Annotated in this window: 4 protein-coding genes; 2 read left to right on the top strand and 2 right to left on the bottom strand. The window is 46.3% G+C overall.

Annotated features, from left to right (window positions below; genetic code table 11):
• Positions 1–305: 305 nt before the first annotated feature.
• Entirely contained in the window at positions 306–2,756 is a 2,451-nt protein-coding gene (locus IEY09_RS09890; protein ID WP_188870893.1) for an EAL domain-containing protein, read from the top strand.
• Here IEY09_RS09890 and IEY09_RS09885 read toward each other — a convergent pair.
• Complete coding sequence (locus IEY09_RS09885; RefSeq protein ID WP_188870891.1) at positions 2,713–3,726, bottom strand: alpha/beta fold hydrolase; 1,014 nt, start codon at positions 3,724–3,726, stop codon at positions 2,713–2,715. The genes IEY09_RS09890 and IEY09_RS09885 overlap by 44 nt on opposite strands.
• A 102-nt stretch (positions 3,727–3,828) precedes the next feature.
• Positions 3,829–5,631 carry a DUF885 domain-containing protein gene (locus tag IEY09_RS09880; protein ID WP_047537639.1) on the bottom strand — a complete coding sequence of 601 codons (1,803 nt, stop codon included), beginning with the start codon at positions 5,629–5,631 and terminating at the stop codon, positions 3,829–3,831.
• Between the two features lie 211 nt (positions 5,632–5,842).
• Between IEY09_RS09880 and add the strand changes: the two genes are divergently transcribed.
• Positions 5,843–6,838: an adenosine deaminase gene (gene add, locus IEY09_RS09875; protein ID WP_055648204.1), complete on the top strand. Its 996-nt coding sequence runs from the start codon at positions 5,843–5,845 to the stop codon at positions 6,836–6,838.
• Positions 6,839–6,889: the final 51 nt, after the last annotated feature.

Raw genomic sequence — 6,889 nt, 5'->3', positions numbered from 1 at the left:
TGAGGACATAGTGGATGCCTGCAGCCAGGCATGGAACAGCTTTATCAGTTGTACAAAACGCGTGGTAAAGATGTGCTCTCGGGAATGGGCAAAGGTGACTGAACTTTAATGCGGAATGGTATAACATAGCAATCCCATATTCAAAACATCTAAATGTTATTAGATGATTACAATCAATCACTGTCTTAATTTTTAGGCAGTATTCTCCAAAATACTTGTATTTATGTTAAGTCTTTTTGCTTAGTCGTAGGTTTACCGTTAGCATACAGGGCGTCTATTTCTTTATTTAAGATCATAAGCTACCAATGCTTCGCAAACTCTCACTCGCCGTATTAATTCCTGTGTGTATGCTGACACTTTATTTAGTGTTAGTGACGGCTGAGTATTTTTATGAGAGTGAACTGGTGCGTAAGGAGTTAGCTGATCGTCAAGTGAGTCAGATAAAACAGCAGCTTTTGCGTATGCAGGCTGTCGTTCAGTCAGCACAGGCATTGCAAGATATTGAGCGGATTGAGCAGGAAGTGTCTCTAGCAACCTTAGATATGAATGTGATGGTTTATATCTTGCTGGATGCGAACAGTCGGATCCGTTTTGCTAATCATACTGTTTGGCGCGATAGCAATGCGATAGAAGTGATTGATGGATATGATGTGCTTAGACATCATGCCGTAGTGCAATCAGGTCAGGCAAGTATTTCGGTCAATCCAGAAAGGTTATCAATTCAAGCTTATTATCCAGTTGACGCCCAGTATCCTGGGGCCACAGAGCTGCTTTATCTTGAATCTGATCTAGCCCCTTTGGTCACGAGAGCATCAAGCGAGTTACAACAGCGATTTATGCGTGTGTGGGGGCTTGGGGCGTTGCTGCTTATTGGCTTTACCTGCGTGTTATATTATCTGCTAATACGTCCACTGAAGCTGTTATGCAAATCGGCACAACATGTCGGCACATCGGCATTTTCTACTCAAGTACCTTGGAGTGCGTCCGAGATTTTATCCCTGCAAACAAACCTACAATTGGTTCATGATCGGTTAGCGCGAGCGGTTAAACAGCTTAATGATAGTGAACAGCGTTGGTTATTTGCCGTTGAAGGGTCGCGCAATGGTATTTGGGATTGGGATCTTCGTACTGGCGAAGTGTTTCTCTCCGACCGCTGGAAAGAAATGATAGGTTATCAACCCGATGAACTGGAAGGGGTATTCCAGACATGGGAAACACGTTTGCATCCCGAGGATAGACGGGCTGTATTGCATTGCTTACAGGAATATGTGAGCGGAAAAACAAAAGAGTTTGAGAGTGTTCATCGCTTACAGCACCGCGAAGGGCATTATGTCTGGGTATTTGACCGTGGCATGTTAGTCGACTGGGACCATCTTGGTAGACCGACTCGGATGATAGGCATTCATGTCGATGTATCAGAGAGTGAGAGAAACCATGCTGCGATTGCGGAGTTAGTGAAGCAATCGGCAGGTGGTCATCGGATGCTTCCTGAAGTATTTATGGCGCAATTGTCACATTACCTGACTCAACGTAATAGTTCTGGCCAGTGGGGAGCATTATTATTCGTTAATGTCGATACCTTAGGCGTTAGCGAGGCATTATCATCCCACGAACTTGAGCGTTTACTGTCGCAGTTAAGTGCAAGGCTCTCGAGTTATTTTACAGAGAACATTGTCGTTGCTCATATTGAACTTGGTCATTTTGCTCTTTTAATTAAGGAGTTGGCCGTTGATGCTGAGATTGCAGGGCGTCGTGCATTAGCTTTGGCAACCGAGTTAAGACAAATTACGATTCGCCCTTTCCATTATGGAGAGTCTCATTTTAGTTTGAGTGCCAACGTGGGTATTTGTTTATTAGATCCCGTCGATACTCTCACTCCAGAACTCGTGGTTCAGCGTGCGCAACTCGCAATGAAGTGTGCTCTGTCACTGGAGCATGAGGGATGCGCGTTTTATCATCCAGACTTAGCGTCTGCTGTTGATCCTGAATCGTCATTAATCAGTGCATTACAACATGCGATTACTGACAATCAACTCTCTTTGATGTTCCAGCCTGTTGTTGATAGGCAAGGCAAAATTGTTTCTGCAGAGGTTTTATCTCGCTGGTATTTACCCAATGGTGAAATCGTGCCTGTAGCGCAGTTTATTCGCTTAGCTGAGCATAATGGATTAATCGCCGCGCTTGATTTAAATGTTGCCGATCGAGTTTGTCAGTTAGTCAAAAAGTTTAAGCAACAGGGCATCATACTGCCGCGTATGACGTTGAATATAAGTACCTTATCTTTTTGCCAAGCTGATTTTGTAGATCAATTTATTACTTTAGTTCGTTCCTATGAGCTTGATGATAAGCAACTGGGGGTTGAACTTGCTGAGGGTATATTGCTTACTGCTAACGCTTTTGTTGAGCCACGTATCCGACAGTTAACAGAGGCTGGTATTGCGATTACATTAGATAACTTTGGTGCTGGCCAGTGCGCCTTAAGTTGCCTACACCACTACCCGCTTACAGAGGTTAAGTTAGATTTGCATTGTGCTGCAAGCTTGCTGGTTGATGCCAGTTGGAGCCAAGCGCTTATTCAATCGATACAATCTTTTAAACTGCCGATAGTGGCGAAAGGTGTCGAATCTGTACAGCAACAGCAGCTATTTACAACCTTAGGATGTACGCACTTTCAAGGCTACAATATCGCTCGAGCCTTGAGTTTTAATGATTTTAAACAGCTTGTTTGTCCACGTCCCTTGTTGCGTAGCGTTTAAAAAAGTCGAGTACGTAATTGAGTGCTTGATTGCGATAGCTATCCTTCTCCATAAAAATTTCATGGGCAGCACCTGCAATCACTTTTAGTTGGCAATTAGAACTCACCGCAAGATTTTGTGCGGCATTGTCGACAATTTTATCCTCACCAGCTTGTAGGATCAGAATGGGTGTGCGGATATGTGCCGTGGCCAAGACACAGGCATCGGCCGCATCTAAGGATTCAGTCAACCAGCGGTTAGTCGGTGAGCCTAATTGCAGCTTTGGCGCTGCATCGTACAATTCTCGGTAAGCTTGGTAACGGCTCTGGCAATGGGTGAGATCATTGCCTTTGAAGGGAGCGGCCTTATAGTTTTGCCCGCTGAGAACATAGTTAGGCTCTCCACCGTTGAGGCTAGTATCGAGCTTACTGGCAAGCCAACGGACAAATCCTTTGGGCATAGGTAACTTAATACCATACATGGGGGCTGAGAATGCCGCCGCGGTAAAAACATCTGGATGTTGTTTGAGATACAAGGTGCCGATGGCGCCGCCCATGGAATGCCCGAGTAAGAACAGCGGCGAAGTGGCATGTTTGAGTACAACGCTTTGCATAAACAGGGCAAAGTCGTCGATATAGTCGTTGAACCGCCGCACATGGCCTTGATGGGGATTTGCCGTCATGCGGCTCGATAATCCCTGGCCGCGGTGATCAATGGCAAACACCGAATAGCCTTGCTGATACAAGTCAAATACCAATTCTTGATACTTTAAGTAGGACTCAACCCGGCCACTGCTGATAACTATGCTGGCATGGGCCTTGGGATGCTTGACCATCATATAGGCCAAGGTTAACCCATCGGAGGTTTTGAGTGTGTCTTGGACAACGGTTTGCCAAAAGGCTTGCTGTTCAGAAGTATTTAAATCGTGTTCCGTTGAAAAAGCTACCTTGGAAAACTCTTTCCTTGGAAAGTTTAGGGGCGTTTGGCTCATACTCTGTCGCACATCTCGGGCAAAAAGGTTTGCTAGAGTGTATCAGAGAACTGGGGCGGGCAGGAAAGGGAGCAGGAAAATACCCGCTCCCTTGGGATGAGCTTAAATCGCGGCTTTTTGTGCTTCGATAAAGTCGTTTATCTGTTGCTCCAGCACCGACATAGGTACAGAACCATTTTCTAATACCGCGTCGTGGAAGGCGCGAATATCAAATTTGTCGCCTAAGGCTTGCTCGGCTTTCGCGCGTAGGCGTTTAATGGTGAGCTCACCAATCTTGTAGGAGAGCGCTTGCCCTGGCCAGGTAATGTAGCGGTCAATCTCAGTGGTCACATTGTGGAGCGATAACGCCGTGTTGCTCGCCATAAACTCGATGGCTTGTTCTCGACTCCAACCTTGGGCGTGCATCCCCGTATCGACAACGAGGCGAGCGGCGCGCCACATCTCGTAAGTGAGACGTCCAAAGTTACTGTAAGGGTCTTGATAGAATCCCGCTTCTAAGCCTAAGTACTCGCTATACAATCCCCAACCTTCACCAAAGGCCGAAATGTAGCTATAGCGACGAAAATCAGGCAACGAGCTCAGTTCGGAGTTAAGTGAAATCTGCAGATGATGTCCGGGCACAGCTTCGTGTAGCGTTAGCGCTTCGAGTTCATAGAGCGGGCGCTTATCTAAGGCGTAGGTATTAACCCAGTAGTAACCCGGCTCGTCATCACGATTAGAGCCTGAATAACGGCCGGATGTGTATTTAGGGGCAATTTCGGCCGGCACTGGCGCGATACCGTAGGGTTTTCGCGGCAATTTACCAAAATATTTGGGCAACATGGCATCGGCTTTTTTGGCAATAAAGGCCGCCTCTTTCAGGAGCTGATCCGCACTGGTGGTATAAAACTGGGGATCGGTTCTTAAGAAATGTAAAAAGTCGGCAAAGCTGCCTTTAAAGCCAACAGACTTAATGACTTGCTCCATTTCCTGGCGGATACGCTTTACTTCTTTTAAACCGAGCTCGTGCACTTCGACCGAGGTCATATTTAAGGTCGTGTAGTAGCGAACGCGGTTCTCGTAGAAGGCATCACCATCGGGTAAGCTGTTGGCGGCAATATTTTCCCGAGTGTTGGGCATATACTCCTGAGTCATAAAATCATAAAAAGCCTGATAGGTCGGGATTACATTTTGTTCGACTAAGATTTTGCCTTCTTGGGTGAGCTGTGCTTTTTGCGCCTCGGTAAAGTGGCTTGGATATTGAGTAAATGGCTTGAAATAACTGCTTTTCTCTACCGGTAAGATGTAAGCACTAATGCTGTTTTCAAATCCCTTGAGCGTCGCCTTAGGCGGTGTAATACCTTCCTTTAAGCCTTGTTTTAACCAATGGGTTTGCTGGGCAAAATAGGTCGGTAGCGCCTTAAGCTTACCTAGGTAGTTTTGGTAATCCTCTAGGGTGTTGAATCGCCCTTGTGCAATGGAAGATATATAGGCGTGGAAGCCGCTCTCTGCGGTGATTGGCAGGTAGTAATCCTTGTATTTATAGAGATCAACCTCATTTTGGATCTGATCCTCGAGGATTTGGGCGTTGATTTTATCTTCTTTACTCAGCTTGCTGCGATTCAGTGCTTTCAATTGGGCCAGAATGGCAATTTGTCCTTGATTGAGCTTGGCTAAGGCTTCTGGTGACAGATCTTGTAGTTTACCCGCAGCACTTTTGTCTCCCATTCCATAGGCCATTTCTGGGCTGGCACTGAGTTGGAGTTGCCAACTTTGATCCACAATCGCTTGCAGTGCTGGTGCCATAGTTTTGGCTGGCGCCTGCGCTGTAGTGATGGTTGTCGGTGTATGTTCGATAGGAGTTTGAGCTGTGCTACAGGCAGTTAGGGCGCAAATCAGTAAGCTTGGGGTAAAGAGTTTATGCATGATTTATCTCGGATATTTTCGTTGTTATTGAAGTCATTATGCCTGAGGTTTACCCCAGATTCTTGTACGCATATTAAGCAGAATTGTGACTGAATGTGAATTTAAATCCTGCCCTTAGCTAAGTGCCACCAAAGAATGCGTGTTAAACTTAGTGTCCGCCCTAGACCAAATAACAAAAGCATTGGCTGGGTAGTTCACATAGGGGTTAATTATGATCAATACATCCATTCCATTGGTGGATTTGCATCGTCACTTAGATGGTAACGTGCGAGTGAACACCATTTGGGAACTCGGACACCAACATGGCATTGCTTTGCCTGCCGATTCTTTAGAGACTCTCGCGCCATTTGTACAGATTCAGGGGAAAGAAACCAGCTTAGTCGCCTTCTTGAAGAAGCTTGACTGGATGGTGGCCGTTCTCGCTGATTTAGATGCGGTAAAACGTGTCGCCTATGAAAACGTGGCCGATGCGGCGTTATCTGGCCTTGATTATGCGGAGCTGCGTTTTAGCCCATATTACATGGCGATGAACCATAAGCTACCGATTGAAGGTGTGGTTGAAGCGGTTATCGATGGGGTGAAAGCAGGCCTGAAAGATTACCAAGTTAAAATCAATCTTATCGGAATTATGTCGCGCTCTTTCGGCCAAGCCGCTTGTACTCAGGAGCTTGAAGGCTTACTCGCCCATAAACAACACTTAGTCGCGATGGATTTAGCCGGCGATGAGTTAGGTTTTCCTGGCGAGTTATTTAACGAGCACTTTAAGCGAGTGCGAGACGCAGGCTTAGCGATTACCGCCCATGCGGGGGAAGCGGCGGGTTCGCAAAGTATGTGGCAAGCGATTCAGGAGTTGGGTGCGACACGTATCGGCCATGGGGTGAATGCGATTCACGATCCTAAGCTGATGGAATATCTCGCTAAACACCGTATCGGTATCGAATCTTGCCCTACCAGCAACCTACACACCTCGACAGTGTCTTCCTATGCTGAACATCCCTTCAGAACCTTTATGGATGCCGGTGTGTTGATAAGCCTGAACACCGATGATCCGGGTGTGAGTGCGATTGATATCAAGCATGAGTATCGCATTGCTAAGTCTGAACTGGGACTTAGTGATATTGAGCTGACTCAGGTGCAACGTAATGGGGTGGAAATGGCGTTTTTATCCGAGAGTGAGCGTAAGGCGCTGTATGCGGCTAAAGCTTAAGTAAGTAGCTCTATTTTCCAATAAAAAATCCGACATTCGAGTCGGATTTTT

Origin of the sequence: Shewanella xiamenensis (assembly GCF_014647135.1) — a bacterium.
GTDB classification, from domain to species: domain Bacteria; phylum Pseudomonadota; class Gammaproteobacteria; order Enterobacterales; family Shewanellaceae; genus Shewanella; species Shewanella xiamenensis.
This window is presented reverse-complemented; position numbering and strand designations above follow the sequence as displayed.

Excerpts from the sequence above, each read along its gene's own strand:
- add (WP_055648204.1), top strand. The coding sequence starts at position 5,843 with ATGATCAATACATCCATTCCATTGGTGGATTTGCATCGTCACTTAGAT.
- IEY09_RS09890 (WP_188870893.1), top strand. The coding sequence starts at position 306 with ATGCTTCGCAAACTCTCACTCGCCGTATTAATTCCTGTGTGTATGCTG.
- IEY09_RS09885 (WP_188870891.1), bottom strand. The coding sequence starts at position 3,726 with ATGAGCCAAACGCCCCTAAACTTTCCAAGGAAAGAGTTTTCCAAGGTA.
- IEY09_RS09880 (WP_047537639.1), bottom strand. The coding sequence starts at position 5,631 with ATGCATAAACTCTTTACCCCAAGCTTACTGATTTGCGCCCTAACTGCC.